The following is a 20,486-nucleotide window of genomic DNA, read 5'->3' on the forward strand; positions in this document are numbered from 1 at the left end:
AATAATACTTCATGGTCCAATTGTCAATGAAAATAATTCTCAATATCGTTGACAATGAGAATTAAGTTGAAATACACTTACAACGTATCATTATACATTGAAGGGGAAACGCTGCATGTTATTAAAAACAAATCAAGCAAAATGGATTGGATTATTTGTTGGAATCATTGCGGTCATTATTTGTATTTGGGGAAGTATTATTTTCGGATATACAAATACGAGTTGGAAATTAGCGTTAGATGCTTTTTTTCATTTTAATGGTTCTAATGAACATATTATTATTCAAAATGTGCGTCTACCAAGGGCATTAATTGCAGCTAGTGTTGGTGCTAGTTTAGCCATTGCAGGTTGCCTTATGCAAACTTTAACGAAGAATCCACTTGCTTCTCCAGATTTTATTGGATTAAATTCAGGTGCTGCTTTCTTCATAGTTGTAGCAATTGTTATTTTTTCCGTGACATCATTATCAGCTTTCACATGGATTGCCTTTTTAGGGGCAGCAATTGCAGCTGTGCTTGTATTTGCTTCTAGTTCTTTAGGAAAAGAAGGGACGACGCCTCTTAAGTTAACATTAGCAGGGGTCGCAATTAGTGCGTTATTTTCATCATTAACACAAGGATTACTTGTGTTAAATGAAAAAGCGCTTGAAGAGGTATTATTTTGGCTTGCCGGATCTGTGCAAGGAAGAAAGTTAGAAATTTTACAATCTGTATTGCCGTATTTATTAGTAGGCTGGATCGCATCTCTTATGATGGCAGGGAAAGTAAATACATTAATGATGGGGGAAGACGTTGCAAAAGGACTTGGACAACGAACGATTTTAATGAAATCATTCGTACTACTTATTATTGTCCTGTTGTCTGGTGGCTCAGTTGCGGTCGCTGGTCCAATTGGATTTATTGGTATTGTTACCCCGCATTTTGCCAGATTTCTAGTTGGAGTAGATCATAGGTGGAGAGTACCGTATAGCGGGTTGTTAGGTGCAATACTATTAATCTTAGCTGATATAGCAGCAAGATATGTCATTATGCCACAAGAAGTACCAGTAGGGGTTATGACAGCATTTATCGGGGCCCCATTCTTTATTTATATTGCACGTAAGAGAGGGCTTAGCAAATGAAGAAGTATATTCCGTTTCGTATAGGAAAAGGCGGGCTCTCGTTTTTAATGTATAAACGAGCTTGTCTCGTCTTATTCAGTTTACTAGTTGTTTTAATAGGATTATTTTTTGCGAGTGCAGGTATGGGAGACATGAAAATTGCTCCTTATGATGTATGGCAAGCGATTACTGGAAATGGCGATGCGATGTCAAATATGGTTGTAAATAAATTTCGTATGCCGCGTATTTTGATTGCCATCCTTGTAGGAATCGCACTTGCTGTAGCAGGATGTATTTTACAAGGTCTCGTTCGAAATCCACTGGCTTCACCTGATATCATCGGGATTACAGGTGGTGCGAGTGTAGCTGTTGTATTGTTTTTAGCTATATTTAGTGATAAAAATAATGCGCTAACTGTAAGCATTCATTATATGCCGTTAGCAGCCTTTGCTGGGGCCACAATTGTAGCGCTTTTTGTATATTTATTCGCATGGAGAAATGATGGATTATCACCGATTAGTCTTGTTTTAATTGGTGTTGGTTTTTGGGCATTGACGAAAGCAGCAACGACTTTGTTTATGTTGTTAGCGCCAATTTATCAAGCGAGCCAAGCGAATGTATGGATTACAGGTACAGTTTACGGTTCTTCATGGCAAAACGTTATGGTACTTGCGCCGTGGGTTCTCATTTTAACGATAATATCATTTATAGCTGCTAGACATTTAAATGCTCAGGAGCTAGGGGATGATATTGCGGTAGGGCTTGGTGTTCCTTTAACGAAGTCACGCGTATTCATGTTATTACTGAGTACAGCTTTAATTGGTGGAGCAGTTGCTTTCGCCGGAGGAATTGGATTTGTCGGTTTAATGGCGCCTCATATTTCACGAAGACTAGTTGGTTCTTTATACGGTGCATTACTCCCAGTTGCGGCGATTGTTGGTGCAATTTTAGTACTTGCTGCAGATTTAATTGGGCGTACAGTTTTCACACCACTTGAAATTCCAGCAGGGGTATTTACATCAGCAATTGGTGCACCTTATTTTATTTATTTACTTTATAAAAGTCGGAATTCATAAAGGGAGATGAATATGCAAAAAGCATTGGAGACGAAACGTTTGACGCTGTCTTATGGTGAAGCAATTATTATTGATGAGCTGAATTTAGAAATTCCAAAAGGCGAAATTACAATATTTATCGGTTCTAACGGTTGCGGGAAATCAACTTTATTACGTTCACTAGCTAGATTATTAAAGCCAACAACTGGTGATATTTTGTTAGATAATCAAGCAATTCAAAGTATGCAAACGAAGCAAATCGCTCGTCAAATGGCAATTTTACCACAAGGACCGCAAGCACCAGAAGGGCTTACAGTATTGCAACTTGTAAAACAAGGACGCTATCCATATCAAACGTGGCTGAAGCAATGGTCAGAAAAAGATGAGGAAATGGTACAAAAAGCCCTTGCAGCAACAGGTATGACAGAGTTTGCTGAGCGTGATGTGCATGCTCTTTCAGGGGGACAACGTCAACGTGCTTGGATTGCAATGACGCTTGCACAAGATACCGATATTATTTTACTGGATGAGCCTACTACATATTTAGATATGACTCACCAAATTGAAGTGCTAGATTTATTATTCGAATTAAATGAAACAGAAAAAAGAACAATTGTTATGGTATTACACGATCTAAATTTAGCATGCCGTTATGCAGACAATATTGTAGCCATTCAAGATAAACAAATATATGCACAAGGTAAGCCAGAAGAAGTAGTAGATGAGAAGTTAGTACGTGATGTATTCCGAATGGAGTGTCAAATCAGTACGGACCCGTTATTTGGGACACCACTTTGTATCCCACATGGAAAAGGAAGACGTGTACGTAAAGAGGTTGCTCAAGTAATGAGATAATAAAAAAGGACGATGAGGATTCATCGTCCTTTTTATTTTCGGCAAGAGAATAAGAGGAAGAGGGGAATACGTAACCGACGTTCATATTCTTCTTCACTCTGAAAATAAGTTTGATTTGGTGTAGCTTCTTTTATGTTTGTAATCGTAAATCCGGCTTGTTGTAACAATGTAAAATATTCTTCTGTTGTACGATGATATTTAATAACTTCTTGGTCAATCCAAGGTTCAACGCGTTTTCCCATTTTAAAATAATCATCGATGAGCCAGCTCGTTCTTTTTCCGCTCGTTTGCAAGCTTTCAAATGAAGAGGTAATAACAGGGTGTTGAACGCTAAAAGTAAAGGTTCCATTTGTTTTTAAAGTTTCGTACACATTTTGAAAAATGATAGGAAGATGTTCAATATAATGTAAGGCGAGTCTAGACGTTACTAAATCAAAAGTAGCAGGAGGGTATGTGTAGTCTTTGAGGTTTAAAAAATGGACGGTCCCATTTTTATTTTCTAGTTGTTTTTTAGCTTTTTCATACATAAGTTCGGATCCTTCAATACCAGTGTAAGAGTGGCAGCCTTTTTCTAATAACTCCTCACCGAATTTAGCGTCCCCACAGCCTAAATCGAGGATTTGCTTTCCTTTCACATCACAAATGAGTTGAAAGAAGGCTGGTTTTTCAAGTGATTCATTTGGGCTATTTTCTCGGTATCTTCGTTTCATATATTGTTCAAAAAATGCTTCGTTATTATATACATCAGATTCAGTAAATGCCATGATTGAAGCCCCCCTAAATATTTTTTTTATTCTACCAAATATGAAAAGTAAATGATAGATTTCTTGTAATGAATCATATATAATCTAGAATTGTAAGCGGTTACTTTAAACTATTTTTCTATAATAAATTCTGAAAACGTGTTAAGCTAGTAGAGGGATTATTGGAACTATTAAGACAATAATTCGCTTACATGAACGATGGGAGGCTTCACAATGTCTAGTAAAACACTTGCGAAATTTTTAGAAGAAAATTTAGAGGATTTAAAATCAAAGGGGCTTTATAACGTAATTGATCCGCTTGAGAGTTCAAATGGACCGATCATTACAATTGGCGGAAAAGAATATATTAACTTATCTTCAAACAACTATCTTGGATTAGCAACAGATAGCCGTTTGCAAGAAGCAGCAATTGGTGCTATTCATAAGTACGGCGTTGGAGCAGGAGCTGTTCGTACAATTAACGGTACTTTAGATTTGCATATTAAATTAGAGGAAACAATTGCAAAGTTTAAACATACAGAAGCAGCAATTGCTTACCAATCAGGATTTAACTGTAATATGGCAGCGATTTCAGCCGTTATGGATAAAAATGATGCGATTCTTTCAGACGAATTAAACCATGCTTCTATTATTGATGGTAGTCGTCTATCAAAAGCAAAAATTATTGTTTATAAACATTCTGATATGGAAGATTTACGTCAAAAAGCAATCGCGGCGAAAGAATCAGGTCTTTACAATAAATTAATGGTAATTACAGACGGTGTCTTCTCAATGGATGGAGATGTTGCAAAACTACCAGAAATTGTTGAGATTGCAGAAGAATTAGATTTAATGACATACGTAGATGATGCACACGGTTCAGGTGTACTTGGTAAAGGCGCAGGAACTGTAAAGCACTTCGGTCTATCTGATAAAGTTGATTTCCAAATTGGTACATTATCAAAAGCAATTGGGGTAATTGGTGGATATGTAGCAGGGAAACAAAACTTAATTGACTGGTTAAAAGTTCGTTCACGTCCATTCTTATTCTCTACAGCATTAACACCAGCTGATGCAGCAGCTTGCATGAGATCAATTGAAATCTTAATGGAAAGCACAGAGTTGCACGATCGTTTATGGGAAAATGGTCGCTATTTAAAACAAGGGTTAAAAGAACTTGGCTTTAACATCGGAGAAAGTGAAACGCCAATTACACCTTGTATCATTGGTGACGAGGTATTGACACAAGAATTTAGTAAACGTCTAAATGAAGAAGGCGTTTACGCAAAATCTATCGTGTTCCCAACTGTAGCCAAAGGAACAGGACGCGTTCGTAATATGCCTACAGCAGCTCATACGAAAGAAATGTTAGATGAAGCAATTCGTAAGTATGAAAAAGTAGGGAAAGAAATGGGCATCATTTAAGTAACGACATCTTTTGAATAGCTTGCAAATGAGGAGTGGGGAAAATGAAAAAAATTCTAGTAACCGGTTCTTTAGGGCAAATTGGTTCTGAACTAGTAATGAAACTTCGTGATGTATACGGTGCATCAAATATTATTGCAACAGATATTCGTGAAACAGATAGTGAAGTAGTAACGTCCGGTCCATTTGAAACATTAGATGTAACAGATGGACAAAAACTACATGATATTGCAAAGCGTAATGAAGTAGATACAATTATTCATTTAGCAGCTTTACTTTCAGCGACAGCAGAAAAAAATCCGTTATTTGCTTGGAATTTAAATATGGGTGGACTTGTAAATGCATTAGAAGCAGCTCGTGAATTAAACTGTAAGTTTTTCACGCCAAGTTCTATCGGTGCATTCGGTCCGTCAACGCCGAAAGATAATACGCCACAAGATACAATTCAGCGTCCTACTACGATGTATGGGGTAAACAAAGTAGCAGGAGAATTACTATGTGATTATTATCATCAAAAGTTTGGCGTTGATACGCGCGGTGTACGTTTCCCAGGTTTAATTTCTTACGTAGCTCCTCCTGGAGGCGGAACAACTGACTATGCAGTTGAAATTTATTATGAGGCGATTAAAAAAGGCACATACACCTCATACATTGCAGAAGGAACATACATGGATATGATGTATATGCCAGATGCTTTACAAGCGATCATTTCATTAATGGAAGCTAATCCAAGTAAACTTGTGCATAGAAACGCGTTCAATATTACAGCAATGAGCTTTGAGCCAGAGCAAATTGCAGCATCAATTCGTAAACACATCCCGACGTTTACAATGGATTACGCTGTAGATCCTGCTCGTCAAACAATCGCTGATAGCTGGCCAAACTCTATTGATGCAACAGCAGCAATGAAAGAGTGGGGCTTTAAAGCAGAATACGATTTAGACAAAATGACAACGGACATGTTGGCTAAGTTAAAAAAAAAGCTCACAGCTGAGTTAGTGATGAATTAATAGGAAGGGTCGATTCTTAGGAATCGGCCCTTTTATTTGTATTTTAGAAATATACAAATAATTACAAGTGTGATAGAATGAGATAATTTGTGCATAAAGGGGAGAGATACAATGGAGAAATGGGAATTAGCAAAGGAAATTTACAATACGTCACGTTTAACGGGAACATTTAAACTTCGATCGGGACAAGTATCAAATCAATACTTTGATAAGTACTTATTTGAATCTAATCCAGTACTGTTATTAGAAATTGCTAAACAATTGAAAGAGTTCATTCCTCCAGAGACAGAAGTACTCGCGGGTTTAGAAATAGGAGGAATTCCAGTAGCAACAGCATTATCTTTACAAACGGGTATACCGGTTGTATTTGTAAGGAAAGAAGCGAAGAAGTACGGTACATGTAAGTTAGCTGAAGGCGTTGATATTACTGGGAAAAATGTTTGTGTTGTTGAAGATGTTATTACGACAGGCGGGCAAATATTATTAAGTACGAAAGATTTAAGGGAACTGGGTGCGAAAGTACACCATGTTCTAGGTGTTATTGAACGAACGAAAGAGGGAAGAGAAAACTTATTAGAAGATGGCTTACAGCTACATTCTTTATTTACAATGGATGAGTTAATTGAAGGAGAAAAGCAACATGCAAAGAGTTGACGTCGTATATGCACTAATACATGATGAAGAAACAGATAAAATATTAATGGTACATAATATAGAACAAAACGTTTGGTCACTGCCAGGTGGGGCTGTTGGAAAAGGTGAAATATTAGAGGAAGCACTAATAAGAGAAGTAAAAGAAGAGACAGGTTTAACTGCCGTGGCAGGTGGACTTGTTGCAATCAATGAAAAATTCTTTGAAGCATCAGGGAATCATGCAATACTTTTTACATTCCGAGCCAATGTAGTAAAAGATGAACTGATTGCGGAAGATGAAGAAGAAATTTCTGCAATAGAGTGGGTGGATCGAACGATCGCAAATGAACGATTCCCATTCTATGATGGAGGATTCGAGGCATTATTAGAAGTAGTCATTCCATACAAGTTTCAACCAGAAACAAAGTGATTGAAAGAAAAAAACAGGAGCGCAAGGCTCCTGTTTTTCTATTCAATCGTCTTCAGTAGTAACTTTTTCAATAGTGGTTTAATCTTCAAGCGTAAATCTTCAGCGTGATTTGCAACTAAGAAGTGATGGTTATAAATGTTCTTCATTAATTGATAAGTTGCTTCTTTCGCTTCGCCTTCTTCGATGAAGATTCCGATTACTTCCATACCACTTTTACGAGCAAGTTTGACAGCTTCATGCGTATCTAAAATACCGTCTTGTTGATAGTCTAGCGCAGAAGGTTCACCGTCTGTAAAGACAAGTAAGAATTTATGCTTTTCTGGTCTTTTCGCAAGCTTTTCAGAAACGATACGAATAATATATCCGTCGCGGTTATCTTCTTCTTCGCGAAGCTGCATAATTTCGGGACCAACGTTTGGTAACGTTGAGTTTTTATACGTTACAACTTCATGGATAACGTTGGGCTTATCTTCAGGTTTAGCACTAGAAGCATCTTCCCAAAACCCGCTAATAGCGTGCGGGATTTTTAAAGATTTCAACGCTTCATGGAATAGGACCACACTCTTTTTCGTTTCTTCCATTTTGTTATACATAGAACCAGAGCAGTCCACTAACAATTGGAATGCAACATCGAGTTCTTGTGATTCTTGTCCTTTTTTATAAAACATGCGCGGCTGCTTTTCAGTATAAATACGAAGGAATTTCTTACGAAGTCTTCCGTAGTATTTATCACTATTTGCATTCGTTTTATTTTCAATCGTTTTTTCGATAATTTTCTTTAATTCTTTTACATCTTTATTAACGACTGATTTGATAGCTTGGTAATCTTTTTTCTCATCGGTATTTGCTTTGCGAGCTTCTTTAAATGTATGAGAGGCACCAACGTTATACTTACCGTATGCGCCCTCGTTTTGGCTAGAAGCGTGTGAAGCTCTTGCTTCTTCTGTATCAGCGCCATCAAAATTGGATTGTGTACTCTTTTGAGAAGTACCTTGTACAGAACCAAGTGCTTGGTCGCCATCTTCTGACTCACGAGCAGTATCGCCCATCATATTTGTTTTTGTTCCGCTTTCTAATTCGAAGCGTAAAAAGTTCTCGTTTTCGTTGTTTTTATTTTCACGATGCCATGTCGAGAAACTTTCATCCATTTTGTTTTTGTTTTCATCGTCATCTATGAGCTGCGTATCATCATTTGCTAAATCTTCGACGCGACAGTTCTTTTCATCTGCAATGACAGATAAATAAAGCGGAGCATGTCCGAAATAATTATTAAGCATATCACTTTCAAGAAGCTCCTCTAAGCGATAGCGAATTTTTTCAACGATATACATAATATCTTCCGTATTACGAGCTTGGAATGTTTCATGCAAAATTGCTTCAATTTGCTCGAAATATTCATTATTAAACATTTCATATTTATCGCTCGTTAATGAAAGATAGCAGAGACAAAATAGACAATCACCGTGATAGTTACGAACACGATTGATTTCATTTTGTGAGCCGAAGTAATTGCGATACATTTCTTTTCTTCTTTTAAAAACATGCTTTGTGCCAGGGCGTAAGTTTTTTACGATTTCCTCAACACGTAAATCTTCTAATAGAACAAATAATTGTGTTAAAAACTTTTTTAAAGGTGATTCTTGTAATTCAATCGCATAAGAACGAATTAAAGTCATGTCCGAGTAATGTTTATTACCAAGTGCTTTTAAAAACACTTCGCTTTTTAATCCGATTACTGTATCTTCTTCTTTTCGATCATCCCAAAAGTGACTAATGACAACCTTTTTTTCAATTTCGTCGTAGTATGCTTTATAGCCATACTCAAGGTAGGCATCGTCTTCTTTTAGAAGAGCATACATTAAGTTTTCCATTTGTAGAAACAGCGACGCATCAATTTTTTTGTCACTAAAAATTTGTCTCATGAATTATCCCTCAAAGAAATAACTTTCTGCTAATTCACGGACAGTCATTTGTTCTGTTTCATCGTTTAATTTTGCGATAATACTACGTTCAATTGCACGCATAACAGGAATATATACACCTAAATCACATGCATCGATAATACCACGTATACTTGCTGCTTCTTCACTTACACGTCCATCACGAGCTAAAGGCATAAGGTCGCTTGCAAATGCAACGAACTTTTCAATTGTTGCAACATCATTTAATTTTGATTCAGCTAATAATAGTTCTTTTAATGTATCACCTTGAATGTAAGGAACTTCAATAATAACGAAACGGTTTTTTAGTGCTTCGTTTAGTTCACTTGTACCAACGTACCCTTCATTAATTGCCGCAATTACACGATACTCGTCATCACCGTATACAACTTCTTGTGTAAACGGGTTAGTAATCATTTTACGGTAATCTAACGCACCGTGAAGAAGTGGTAACGTTTCAGGTTTTGCCATATTGATTTCATCAATATATAGGAAATGACCGCTCTTCATTGCTTTCATAAGAGGACCGTTAACAAATGTAACTTCAGATGCGCCATCTTTTGTTTGTAGCGTGTTGTATCCTAAAATACCTTCTACATCTAGGTCAACAGAACAGTTAATGCTATGCATTGGTTTTTGGAATAAAGAAGAAAGAGTTTCCGCTAGTACTGTTTTACCACTACCAGTTGGTCCTTTTAATAGAATGTTTTTGCCAAGAAGAAGTGCTGTGATAGCATCTTCAATAATGCTGTTATCAGACGCTTTATATATTTTCTTACCAATTAAATGTGCATTTTCACCAGCTTCTTGCTTATTCTTTTCGTGAATGTTTGAGAGCTGTTGTTTTAAATCAGCATGTATATGAAATTGTTCTAACATGTATTTCCCACCTAACATTATTTTCATAAAGTAATACATCTTATGATAACTTGTTTTAATATGGTATGCAAAGAAAAGGAGAGAGGGGAAATGGAAAAGAAAAAGCAATCAATAGTACATTGATTGCTTACAGTAAAGGAGAGATGAGCCTCATAAAAGACTCTAATATTCGTTTTTTGATACTTCTTTTTTGGAAAGCGTTCCATTTAATTTCAGTGGAATGCTTAAAGTCATCTTCAAAATCACGTTTAATATCATGAACGGTTTCTGATTCATATAGTACGCTAATAAGTTCGTAATTTAATTCAAAGCTACGTACGTCCATATTTGCTGTTCCAATTGTCGCGATTTTATCATCAACGAGTACAATTTTTGCATGCATAAAACCATCTTTATAACTATAAATGGAGGCACCAGCTTTTAAAAGTGGAGTGAAGTAGGATTGTGATGCTTGATCACTAATAATACTATCACTTTTACCAGGATATAAAATGCGTACATCTATGCCTGATATTGCACTTAAACGTAATAATGTTAAGGTTTCTTGATCTGGAATAAAGTATGGTGTAGCGATCCAAATCGATTTTTTTGCAGATCCCATAACGGCTAATAATGTATTACGAATGCTTTTATCATCTGAGCTTGGTCCGCTCGCTACAATTTGCACAGCACCTTCTGCATTTGAAATTTCTTTGCCTGGGAAGTATTGTCTATTCATAAATTGATCCCAAGAATAGTTGTTTAAACCACTAGAGGCATAGAGCCAGTCCTCTAGAAAAATTGCTTGTAATTTATATAGTGCTTTTCCTTCTATTTTTAAATGACTATCACGCCAAACAGGAAATTTTTTTGAACGACCAAGATATTCATCACCGACGTTGAGCCCACCAGTAAAACCGATTTCTCCATCTACAATAACGATTTTTCGATGGTTACGATAATTGACAGTTTCAAGTAACCAAGCTGAAAAAATAGGATCAAATTCAACAATTTCAATTCCAGCTTCTTTCATAGGTTGTAAAAATCTTCTTCTTAAAGTATTACTTCCGAGTCCATCATAAAGGAATCGTACAATAACACCATCTTTTGCTTTTTTTATTAAAGCATCTCGAACTTTTGTACCAATCTCATCAGATTTATAAATATAGTATTGAATATGTATGTGATGTTTTGCTTGGTCGATAGCTTGCAAAATTTCTGAGAATGTTTGATCGCCATTTGTTAAAAGTTCTGTAGTTGTTTTATCTGCGGCAGGTCCGCCTCCAAATTTTTGAACGACTTTTGTCAAATGTGTAGAACGTTCATGTAAGGGGACTGTGAGTGATAGTTCTACTCGTCTTCCTTCTAATATTTCACGGAATAATTTTCGTTGCTCTTCTGAACGATGTAGATGTTTTTTTCTTCTCCAACGGCTACGCCCGAAAAGTGCATATAAAAGCACACCTACAACAGGGAGAAGTGCTAATACTAAAAACCATGCTAAAGTGCTTTGTGGGGATCTATTTTCAATAAAAATAACGAAAGAAATCCCTATGATTGTAAGAGACCATAATGCACCGACAAAGGTATATAGCGAGAGGATAGACGTATCTAAAAGTAAGAGTACGATAGATATAATTGTAAATACCAATAATAATTGAACGATAGGCTTCTTCATTTCTATAAAATTCCTCTAATCTTTCTTAAATATAGACTTCTAATATAAAAAGGTATAATCCGACATTCTTATTATAAAGTGTTTTGTTTTTTTTACAAAATATAGGCAGTTTCCTCATGCTTTCCGCATTTGTCCTACATACAGTATATCATTACGTCATTATCCCGCTATTTATTGGTGTAGGAAGGGCAAAACTTTTGCCCCTTATATAGGAAAGGGGATAACCATATCGTGGATTTTTAGCAGATGCATGATGAACCTTAGGATATGGTTATTCGTATTACGTGGTTTCTTCTTATTATATAGGTTACTAACAAGATCCGTACTATTCATATAATACCTATTAAGATGAGAAAATGGAAAAGGAGAGAGGAAACATGAATTATATAGAAAATAACGGATTGTATTATCGTCATAATCATGGAGGGCACCATCATAATGGTGGACATCACAATCATGGAGGACACAATCACCACGATCATCACCACCATCATGGAGGCGGATGGGGCTGGGGTGGCGGCTCATGGGGTGGTGGATTTCTCCCAGGAAGTTTTGCTGGAGGCATGTTAGGTGGACTTACAGCTGGTGCATTAACGGGTGCAGCAGGTGGAGGCTACTATCCAGCGCCGTACCCAGTAACTTATCCAGCACCATACCCAGCACCATATCCAACGCCATATCCGGGGTATCAGCAAATGCCATATCCGTATTAAACGAAAAAAAGAGGCTATCCTCTTTTTTTCGTTTAATAAAGTATTTATTTATAAAATACTTCCAAAATTAAGGTGAAAATATGTTAATATTTTGTTATTGTAATTCAAAAACATATATACTAATTTTAATTTTTATATTATTATTCGTGAATAGTTGTATAGTGTGCTCAAATTTCTATTTTGCTAGTAAAGCAAAGAGGTCAAATGTGAGCGGGATTAGTAGGAAACAGTGATTGTATGGAGATAGCTATAAAGGAATGTAAGAGAATGAATAAGGTATAATAAAGTAAGCTAATTATAACGATCAGAAACTACTATTTATAATTGAAACGGTATTATATTGCTTTTTATTACAAATAATATTATGTTATTTTAATCGGCATATTTCAAAACGTGATTTATGTAAAGGACGATTATTAGGAAATGAAATATCTCTATTTCTATGAAAAGAAACAAGTTGTGCTTTAGTCAGATAGGAAGCAAGGAGAGATGCGCATGCTAGAACAAAGAGGTCATGCATTATATGACTCTTCATTGCGAGATTTAAAGTTAGCATTAGATGAGTCTTCAATTGTTGCGATTACAGACCGAAATGGTCGTATTACATATGTAAATGATAAGTTTTGTGAAATCTCCAAATATACACGAGAAGAGTTAATAGGGAAAGATCATCGTATTTTAAATTCAGCATATCACCCGAAAACATTTTTTCAAATTCTATGGAAGCGCATTTTGAGCGGAAAAGTATGGAGAGGTGAGATTCGAAATCAAGCAAAAGATGGGACATATTATTGGGTTAAAACAACAATTGTTCCATTTTTAAATGAAAAAGGAGAGCCATACCAATTTATTGCGATCCGAAATGATATTAGTAGTAGGAAAGAAGCAGAACAGAGGTTACGGTTAAGCGAAAGTCGTTATAGGGAGCTTGCGTATCATGATGCTTTAACGAGTTTACCGAACCGATTACAGTTAATAACGACTGTAAACGAGATGATTGCAGGCAAAAAAGAATTTGGTATGATTTACTTTGATTTAGACCGTTTTAAATTAGTAAACGATACGCTAGGTCATATGATAGGCGATTTACTTTTGAGCGAAGTTGCTTCACGGTTGCATTATGTGCTAGGAGAGAAAGATGTTCTGGCTAGGCTGGGTGGCGACGAATTTGTGTTGTTAACAAAAAAACATACACAAGATGAAATGAGGCAGTTAGCGACATCTGTGTTGTCGTGTTTTCAGGCACCATTTATGCTTGAAGGTCATGAAGTATACATTTCAGCTAGTCTAGGGCTGTGTTCATATCCGCAAGATGGACAAGATGTAGAAACTCTATTGAAAAATTCGGATTTAGCTATGTATAGAGCGAAAGAGCAAGGCAGAAATGCCGCGTGTTTCTTTACAGATGAATTACGTGCGAAAATAAATCGTAGAATGAAAATTGAATTTGCTCTGCAAAAGGCAATTCGTGATGAAGAGTTAGACGTGGCACTGCAGCCTATTATTGATTTGAAAACGAAGAAATATACTGGTATTGAGGCTTTAGCACGTTGTTCGACAGAAGAAGGACCTATTTCGCCAGGCGAATTTATTCCAGTAGCTGAAGAATCTGGACTTATTATAAAATTAGGAGACTGGGTATTAGAAAAGTCATGTCGCTTGTTTAAAACATTGCCAGATTACGAAGAAGGTCTAAAGCTATCTGTGAATTTATCTATACAACAATTAATGCAAAAGCGTTTTATTTTATCTGTACGTAGTATTTTAAGGAGAACGGGATTTCCACCGAATCGTTTAATTTTAGAAATAACGGAAAGCATTGCTGTTCGTCATTTTGATTATATTATTGCTACATTACAAGAATTAAGAAATATGGGTATTTTAATTGCGTTAGATGACTTCGGAACGGGCTATTCTTCTTTATATTATTTAAAACAATTACCACTGGATATAGTAAAAATTGATCGTAACTTTATTCGTGAATTCCATTATGATCATGCACAGCCAGAGCGAACGATTGTAAAATCTGTTATTGAAATTGCCCATAGTTTAAATTTAGCAGTAGTTGCTGAAGGGGTAGAAACAGTAGAGCAAGAAAGTTTACTACAATCTATGGGTTGTGATTATGTACAAGGATTTTATTATGCGAAACCTTTATCTGTAGGAGAGTTAAAAGAAAAGTTAATTACAGATTTTGAATAAAAAAGAGAAGCCGGTAGCTTCTCTTTTTTTAATTCATTTTTTGTGAGTTTTTCATTAGTACTGGATAAAGAATAAGACCTAGTACGAACAATCCGATTCCTAAGAAGAATGTTTTTAAATCAGCCGTTCCCGTTTTGATAACCCAAATAGAGTATACAAATGCTAATGTAGTAATGATCCCATCCTTTATTCGAGAGCCAGGCATTATATCATACGTTTCTCCTGTAATAACCAATTTGAATTGGTACAGCGTAGAAACAAGGTATGGAATTAAATAAGCTAATGTTGCGACAACGATAGCGAAATTATAAGCTTCTGACACAGTACCAGAAATCGTTGAGAATAAGAAAATTTGCGTCATCACATTTGTAATAAATAATGATTTTGAAGGACTACCTTTTTTATTTGTTTTCGCGAAAAACTTAGGGAAAAGTCCATTCTTTGCTGCCTGGTAAGGTACTTCTGAACTAACAACAATCCAGCCAACTGTAGATCCAAATAAAGATACAAGTGCAAGTAAAGCCATGATATATGCACCTTTAGTACCAATTGCTAAATTTAACGCGTCTACTAATGGTTTTTGAGATTCTTTTAAAGCATCTTGTGAGAGAGCTCCCATTGTAAGTAGAGTAATTGACATGTAAATAAGAAGAGCGATAATTAATCCGAAAATGGTAGCTTTTTTTACATCACGCTGAGATTTTGCACGGTTAGAAAGCATTACTGCAGATTCAATACCGATAAATGCCCAAAGTGTTGCGATAGCAGCTGAATTGATTTGTCCACCTAACGAAATGGATTGTCCTGCTTCATTCATAAATGTTTGACCGTCTCCGAAATTAGAGGCATTGAAAATGAATAATGTGATTACAATAAACATTGTAAATCCGATAATCTTGGCAATGGTAGCAAGAAGATTCATATTTCCAGCTCGGTCAATATTTTGAGAAAGAATATATTGAATTCCCCATAACATAAGGCTACATACGAGGAAAGTTAATCCTTTTCCGAGTTCTAGTGAAAATCCGTTCGTTGAAAAGAGAATTTGCTTACTTTGTAAAACTGGAAAGAATGTTGATAAATATCCAGCAAAGGAAATAATAACAGATGCGGTTGCAGCCCAGTTCGCAGCCCAATAGCCCCATGCCATACTATATCCTGCAACTTTACCCGCTTTTTTTGAAGGGAACATTGCTTGAGCATAACTTTGTGGTCCAGCTTTTAATTCTGGTTTTCGGATTGCTAAATTTCCAAATACGAGTGCAATCATAAATACGCCAAGTCCTGTAATACTCCACGCAAGTGTAGAACCCATTGGACCCGATACGTGTGCTAAATTTGCTGGGAGCATAAATACGCCACCGCCAACCATATTTCCAATCACAAAAGCTGTTAAAATCCATAATCCCCATTTTTTCGTTTCCATTTTTGTTAACTCCTTTGTAGTAAGTTTTGCGTAAACATCATTTTTTACTAGCTTTTTGGCAATAAAAAAAGAGCCATGTAGATAAAAAATACCTACATGGCTCTTCGCCTAACGTAGGTACAACGGGAATAACCCTTGTACCTACGCGTAATTTTTCCGCTAGGTTTCAAGGGTTACGTATGATGATGATGTTTTTGTGCAAATGTAACTACAATTGTTGTATAAGTAAGCATAGTTCTTTGCTCCCTTTCTCCTCTGATTTTGAAGTTAGTATACTACATGTTTTTTTGAATGAAAAGAAAAATATAAAAATTTTTATAAAAATACGTTTTAGAGATTAAATATTTACCTGTATTTTTCCTGTACTGGAAAATAAGTGAGAGATTGGCAGAAGAGTGTAGCATGGTATAATACATATAGAATTAGAAGGTGACAAGGGGCTATTGTAGATGATGAGTAAGTATGAACAAATTTATACAGCAATCAGCAAGTCTATTGATAATAAACAATTAAAAGAGGGATGCAAAATCCCATCAGAAACCGAATTAATGAAGCAGTATGAAGCAAGCCGCGGTACTGTAAGAAAAGCTGTAGATTTATTACAAGAGCGTGGGTATGTTCAAAAAATACATGGAAAAGGTGTATTTGTTTTAAAGCGAAAAAACATTGAATTCAATTTTGGTGGTATTATAAGTTTCCAAGAAGAAAATGAACGTTTAGGACGCCATTGTATTACAGAAGTCGTGGAAATGGAGAAAGTAAAAGCAACAAAAGAGGTTGCAAAGCTATTAAATGTGAAAGAGAAAACAGAAATAGATCATATTAAACGCGTACGAAATATTGATGGAGAAAAAGTAATTTTGGATATCAATCATTTTGTATCGGAATATATTCCTGGATTAACGAGTGAAATTGCAGCGGATTCCATTTATAAATACATTGAGAAAGAACTAGATCTTCATATTAGTTACTCACAGAGGGTAATTGAAGTGCAGTCATGTACAGAGGATGATAGAAAGTATTTAGATTTAAATGGAACAGATTATGTTGTCGTTGTGAAAAACTTTACGCATTTTTATGATGGAAGTCAGTTCGAATATACAGAATCACGCCATCGTTTAGATATTTTTCATTTTTCGGATGTGGCGCGGAGGAAGTAAAGAGGTGGAACAAACTATTGTTTCATCTCTTTTTTTATAAAAAAAATACAAACTCGTATATACGAGTGTTGACTAACTTATATATACGAGTTAATATGTAATTGTAAACGGTATCAAAAAAAGAAAAGAGGGACGGGAATATGGGGAAAGACTATCGTCAAACAGCAGAGGAAGTGTTGCAGTATATTGGTGGGAAAGACAATATTGAACAAGCTGCGCACTGTGTAACGAGGCTCCGTATCGCTTTAAAAGATGAAAGTAAAATAGATAACGATAAATTGCAGTCTGTTTCATTAGTGAAGGGAGCGTTTCATAACGCTGGGGTATTTCAAATTGTAATTGGTCCAGGAGATGTGGATCGAGTATATGCGGAATTGATAACGCTTGCAGGTATGAAGGAAGCGACAGTAGCTGACGTGAAAGACTCTGGAAATCAAAAGTTAAATCCAGCTCAAAAGTTTGTAAAAGTATTTTCAGATGTATTTATGCCGATATTACCAGCAATCGTAACAGCTGGTTTACTAATGGGAATTAACAATCTATTAGGGGCAAAGGACTTATTTTTTGAAGGTAAAAATTTATTAGATGTGTATCCAAACTTAAGTGGGCTTTGGGATTTAATTAATATGATGGCGAATACAGCATTTGTATTCTTACCAGCACTTGTCGGTTGGTCAGCAACGAAGCGTTTTGGTGGTAGTCCGATATTAGGGATTGTTATGGGATTAATGCTTGTGCATCCAGCCTTATTAAACGCGTGGGACTATGGTAAGGCAGCGACTGGTTTAGATGGACAAAAGATTGAGTACTTCGATATTTTAGGACTATTTCAAATTGAAAAGGTAGGGTATCAAGGTCAAATCTTACCGGTTTTAGTAGCAGCATTTGTATTAAGTAAAGTGGAAATTTTCTTGAAGAAACATGTACCAAATGCAATTCAATTATTAGTTGTACCCATTACAACGATTGTCGTAACAGGTGTGTTAGCATTAGGAATTATTGGTCCAGTTACACGTCATATTGGAGATTTATTAACAGCTGGATTAGTAGGTGTATATGAAACAGTACCAGTAGTTGGAGCAGTATTGTTTGGAGCATTATATGCACCGCTTGTCATTACAGGTATGCATCATATGTTTATTGCTATCGACTTACAATTAATTGCACAGCACGGTGGTACATTCATTTGGCCAATGATTGCTCTTTCTAACATTGCGCAAGGTAGTGCGGCACTTGCGATGTTCTGGATTTCTAAAAATCAAAATGATAAAAGTATGGCATCTACATCAGCAATCTCAGCATATTTCGGTATTACAGAACCAGCTATGTTTGGTGTAAACTTACGAAATAAATTCCCGTTCTATGCAGCGATTATAGGATCGGCTATTGCAGCTATATTTATTACGTTAAATGGTGTATTAGCACCTGCTATCGGAATTGGCGGATTACCAGCATTTATTTCTATCATTCCGAAATCGATTCCAATGTTTATTGTCGGAATGATTATCGCAGTTGTCATCCCATTTACGTTAACGTGGTTATTTGCAAAACGAGTAAAACAGAAGTAGGAGGAAGTTGAACATGAAGGATTGGCATAAAAGTGTAGTTTATCAAATTTATCCGAAGAGCTTTAATAGCTATTACAATAAAGAAACCGGTGATATAAAAGGGGTTACAGAGAAACTAGATTATTTAAAAGAACTCGGAGTAGATTATATTTGGTTAACACCGATATACCAATCACCACAAAATGATAATGGATATGATGTAAGTGATTACTACAGTATTGATCCATCTTACGGAACGATGGAAGAGTTTGAAGAGCTTTTAGAAGAAGCAAAGGCACGTAACATTGAAATTATGCTTGATATCGTTGTAAACCATAGTTCAACGGAGCATAAGTGGTTTAAGGAAGCGGAGGAAGATAAAAATAGTCCATATCGTAATTACTACATTTGGCGTGATGAAAAAAATAATTGGCAATCTAAGTTTGGTGGGTCTGCTTGGAAATATGATGAGAAGACAGAGCAATATTTTTTACATCTATTTGATGAGACGCAAGCCGATTTAAATTGGGAAAATGAAAAACTTCGTGAAGAAGTATATGAAATGATGCGCTTTTGGCTTGATAAAGGGGTAACTGGATTCCGATTAGATGTTATTAATTTAATTTCAAAAGATCAACAGTTCTTAAATGATGACGGAAGTACGGCGACAAGCGATGGACGTAAATATTATACAGATGGTCCGCGTGTTCATGAATATTTACAAGAGATGAACCGAAGTGTTTTTGAAGGGAAAGATGTAATTACAGTTGGAGAAATGTCATCTACGACAATTGATAATTGTATTAAATATTCAAACCCTGAGCGCAATGAATTAAGTATGACGTTTAGTTTTCATCATTTAAAAGTAGATTATCCGAATGGAGACAAGTGGACGCAAGCCGATTTTGATTTTATTAAATTAAAAGAGATTATGTCTAATTGGCAAATTGAAATGCAAAAGGGCGGAGGATGGAATGCATTATTTTGGTGTAATCATGACCAGCCTCGTATTGTGTCACGCTTCGGTGATGATAGAAAGTACCGAAATGAATCTGCAAAAATGTTAGCGACAGCTATGCATATGTTGCAGGGCACACCTTACATTTATCAAGGCGAAGAAATCGGTATGACGAATCCTAAATTCGAGTCCATTGAGCAATATCGTGATGTAGAATCGTTAAATATATACGATATAAAGCGAGAAGAAGGATTATCAAAAGAAGAGATTATCGGGATTTTAAAACAAAAATCTCGTGATAACTCCCGTACTCCGATGCAGTGGAATGAAAAGATAAACAGTGGTTTTACAACAAGTACACCTTGGATTTCAGTGGCAGAAAACTTTACAGAAATAAACGTAGAGAAGGCATTAGAAGATAAGGAATCTGTATTTTATCATTATAAAAAGTTAATAGAACTTAGAAAAACGTATGATGTTATTACAGAAGGAGAATATGCTATTTTAGATGAAAATCATCCTAAGATTTGGGCATACACACGTACTGTAAATGATGAAATATTACTTGTTATCAATAACTTCTATGGAGAAGAAATAACATACGCTGTATCAGCACATGTTCAATTAGATGGAATGAAACAAGAAATACTACTGTCGAATTATAAAGGTTCCAGCAAGGATATTACAAACCTTAACTTAAGACCATATGAATCAATCGTATATCGTTATACGAAATAGAAAGGTTGTATGCCCG

General features: G+C 35.9%; 17 protein-coding genes. 12 read left to right on the plus strand and 5 right to left on the minus strand.

Annotated features, from left to right (window positions below):
* The first annotated feature begins 115 nt into the window (after nucleotides 1-115).
* From ACHZK0_RS03145 to ACHZK0_RS03155, 3 genes are read left to right on the plus strand one after another with little or no spacing between them, the layout of a single operon-like run.
* A complete protein-coding gene (locus ACHZK0_RS03145) occupies nucleotides 116-1,120 on the plus strand; it encodes a FecCD family ABC transporter permease (RefSeq protein WP_262741835.1) in 1,005 nt (334 codons plus the stop codon).
* The gene (locus ACHZK0_RS03150) at nucleotides 1,117-2,175 is read left to right on the plus strand and encodes a FecCD family ABC transporter permease (protein WP_132134781.1); all 1,059 of its coding nucleotides are present in this window, start codon (nucleotides 1,117-1,119) and stop codon (nucleotides 2,173-2,175) included. Before ACHZK0_RS03145 ends, ACHZK0_RS03150 begins: the two co-directional genes overlap by 4 nt.
* Nucleotides 2,176-2,187: 12 nt before the next feature.
* Nucleotides 2,188-3,009, plus strand: a complete 822-nt coding sequence (locus ACHZK0_RS03155; protein ID WP_262741836.1) for an ABC transporter ATP-binding protein — start codon at nucleotides 2,188-2,190, stop codon at nucleotides 3,007-3,009.
* Nucleotides 3,010-3,041: 32 nt separating this feature from the next.
* Here the strand turns inward: ACHZK0_RS03155 and ACHZK0_RS03160 are convergent, their stop codons facing one another.
* On the minus strand, nucleotides 3,042-3,773 hold the full coding sequence (locus ACHZK0_RS03160; RefSeq protein WP_395761136.1) for a class I SAM-dependent DNA methyltransferase: 732 nt from the start codon (nucleotides 3,771-3,773) through the stop codon (nucleotides 3,042-3,044).
* A gap of 213 nt (nucleotides 3,774-3,986) precedes the next feature.
* On the opposite strand from ACHZK0_RS03160, the gene ACHZK0_RS03165 reads away from it, so the two are divergent.
* The 4 genes from ACHZK0_RS03165 (at nucleotide 3,987) to ACHZK0_RS03180 (ending at nucleotide 7,250) form a co-directional block, all read left to right on the plus strand.
* Nucleotides 3,987-5,177 carry a glycine C-acetyltransferase gene (locus ACHZK0_RS03165; RefSeq protein ID WP_000095906.1) on the plus strand — a complete coding sequence of 397 codons (1,191 nt, stop codon included), beginning with the start codon at nucleotides 3,987-3,989 and terminating at the stop codon, nucleotides 5,175-5,177.
* A 44-nt stretch (nucleotides 5,178-5,221) separates the two neighbouring features.
* Nucleotides 5,222-6,187, plus strand: a complete 966-nt coding sequence (locus ACHZK0_RS03170; protein WP_395761137.1) for an L-threonine 3-dehydrogenase — start codon at nucleotides 5,222-5,224, stop codon at nucleotides 6,185-6,187.
* A 111-nt stretch (nucleotides 6,188-6,298) separates the two neighbouring features.
* Nucleotides 6,299-6,841 (plus strand): orotate phosphoribosyltransferase, encoded by a 543-nt coding sequence (gene pyrE / locus ACHZK0_RS03175; protein ID WP_262741838.1) that lies wholly within the window; start codon nucleotides 6,299-6,301, stop codon nucleotides 6,839-6,841.
* The gene (locus ACHZK0_RS03180; RefSeq protein ID WP_262741839.1) at nucleotides 6,828-7,250 is read left to right on the plus strand and encodes an NUDIX hydrolase; all 423 of its coding nucleotides are present in this window, start codon (nucleotides 6,828-6,830) and stop codon (nucleotides 7,248-7,250) included. The genes pyrE and ACHZK0_RS03180 overlap by 14 nt, the downstream gene beginning before the upstream one ends.
* Before the next feature lie 38 nt (nucleotides 7,251-7,288).
* On the opposite strand, the gene ACHZK0_RS03185 is transcribed toward ACHZK0_RS03180, so the two are convergent.
* From ACHZK0_RS03185 to ACHZK0_RS03195, 3 genes are all read right to left on the minus strand, one after another.
* Nucleotides 7,289-9,172 carry a vWA domain-containing protein gene (locus ACHZK0_RS03185; protein ID WP_395761138.1) on the minus strand — a complete coding sequence of 628 codons (1,884 nt, stop codon included), beginning with the start codon at nucleotides 9,170-9,172 and terminating at the stop codon, nucleotides 7,289-7,291.
* A 3-nt stretch (nucleotides 9,173-9,175) separates the two neighbouring features.
* Nucleotides 9,176-10,069, minus strand: coding sequence for an ATP-binding protein (locus ACHZK0_RS03190; protein WP_060629515.1), 894 nt, complete (start codon nucleotides 10,067-10,069; stop codon nucleotides 9,176-9,178).
* Nucleotides 10,070-10,196: 127 nt separating this feature from the next.
* Nucleotides 10,197-11,726, minus strand: a complete 1,530-nt coding sequence (locus tag ACHZK0_RS03195) for a cardiolipin synthase (RefSeq protein ID WP_395761139.1) — start codon at nucleotides 11,724-11,726, stop codon at nucleotides 10,197-10,199.
* A 377-nt stretch (nucleotides 11,727-12,103) separates the two neighbouring features.
* Here ACHZK0_RS03195 and ACHZK0_RS03200 point away from each other — a divergent pair, with 377 nt between their 5' ends.
* Both ACHZK0_RS03200 and ACHZK0_RS03205 read left to right on the plus strand, forming a co-directional pair.
* The gene (locus ACHZK0_RS03200; RefSeq protein ID WP_395761140.1) at nucleotides 12,104-12,439 is read left to right on the plus strand and encodes a cobalt transporter; all 336 of its coding nucleotides are present in this window, start codon (nucleotides 12,104-12,106) and stop codon (nucleotides 12,437-12,439) included.
* A 495-nt stretch (nucleotides 12,440-12,934) separates the two neighbouring features.
* The gene (locus ACHZK0_RS03205) at nucleotides 12,935-14,641 is read left to right on the plus strand and encodes a putative bifunctional diguanylate cyclase/phosphodiesterase (protein WP_395761141.1); all 1,707 of its coding nucleotides are present in this window, start codon (nucleotides 12,935-12,937) and stop codon (nucleotides 14,639-14,641) included.
* 28 nt (nucleotides 14,642-14,669) lie between these two features.
* On the opposite strand, the gene ACHZK0_RS03210 is transcribed toward ACHZK0_RS03205, so the two are convergent.
* Nucleotides 14,670-16,067, minus strand: a complete 1,398-nt coding sequence (locus ACHZK0_RS03210; RefSeq protein ID WP_262741847.1) for an amino acid permease — start codon at nucleotides 16,065-16,067, stop codon at nucleotides 14,670-14,672.
* 449 nt (nucleotides 16,068-16,516) lie between these two features.
* On the opposite strand from ACHZK0_RS03210, the gene treR reads away from it, so the two are divergent.
* The 3 genes from treR to treC all read left to right on the plus strand — a co-directional run bounded on the left by treR (nucleotide 16,517) and on the right by treC (nucleotide 20,470).
* Entirely contained in the window at nucleotides 16,517-17,227 is a 711-nt protein-coding gene (gene treR / locus ACHZK0_RS03215) for a trehalose operon repressor (protein WP_063261586.1), read from the plus strand.
* Nucleotides 17,228-17,367: 140 nt separating this feature from the next.
* The gene (gene treP / locus ACHZK0_RS03220) at nucleotides 17,368-18,795 is read left to right on the plus strand and encodes a PTS system trehalose-specific EIIBC component (RefSeq protein WP_212957983.1); all 1,428 of its coding nucleotides are present in this window, start codon (nucleotides 17,368-17,370) and stop codon (nucleotides 18,793-18,795) included.
* A 13-nt stretch (nucleotides 18,796-18,808) separates the two neighbouring features.
* Nucleotides 18,809-20,470, plus strand: a complete 1,662-nt coding sequence (gene treC, locus ACHZK0_RS03225; RefSeq protein ID WP_395761142.1) for an alpha,alpha-phosphotrehalase — start codon at nucleotides 18,809-18,811, stop codon at nucleotides 20,468-20,470.
* Nucleotides 20,471-20,486 lie beyond the last annotated feature (16 nt).

It is taken from the genome of Bacillus sp. 3G2 (assembly GCF_044324725.1).
Classification (GTDB): Bacteria; Bacillota; Bacilli; order Bacillales; family Bacillaceae_G; genus Bacillus_A; species Bacillus_A mobilis.